The following is a 717-nucleotide window of genomic DNA, read 5'->3' as shown; positions in this document are numbered from 1 at the left end:
AACTTGGCAACTTACCCGGTGCAGCGCTGCCACTCGCTATTGCCGAACTGGCCAAGCAGCATTCAAGTCACTCACTACTGGTTGTGCCAGATCCGCAGATCGCGTTGAAACTGCAAGCAGAAATCGAACAGTTTACCGACCAACCAGTAAGCCTTTTCCCTGATTGGGAAACGTTGCCATACGACAATTTTTCTCCACACCAAGAGATCATTTCTGACCGTATTGCTCGCCTATACCAACTGCCAAATCAACGTGGCGGCGTCACTATCGTGCCAGTCAGCACTGTTCTTCAGCGCCAATCTCCGCGAGAATTTTTGTTACAGCACACACTAATGGTCAAAACAGGCGATAATTTCTCGCTAGAAAACCTGAGAGTGCAACTAGAGAACTCGGGTTACCGTCACGTAGACCAAGTATTTGGGCCGGGTGAATACGCGAGCCGAGGTTCGATTCTCGACTTATTCCCGATGGGCAGTGCTGATCCTTACCGTATTGACTTTTTCGATGATGAGATCGACACCATTCGCACTTTCGATCCAGAAAACCAGCGCTCTATCGAAGATATTCAGCAAATCCAATTGCTGCCTGCGCATGAATTCCCAACGACGAAAGAAGCGATTGAAGATTTCCGTACTCGTTGGCGCACCCAGTTTGAGGCGAGACGCGAGCCAGAATCCATCTACATGCAAGTCACCAAAGGAACGTGGCCAGCAGGCA

1 pseudogene is annotated in these 717 nt (G+C 49.8%); it reads left to right on the top strand.

The features are described from left to right. Positions 1–717, top strand: a pseudogene (locus R7044_RS25405) (transcription-repair coupling factor); the annotation flags it as partial.

Source organism: Vibrio sp. 1402 (assembly GCF_033340275.1).
The sequence above is the reverse complement of the archived record's forward strand: the minus strand, read 5'-3'. Positions and strand labels throughout refer to the sequence as shown.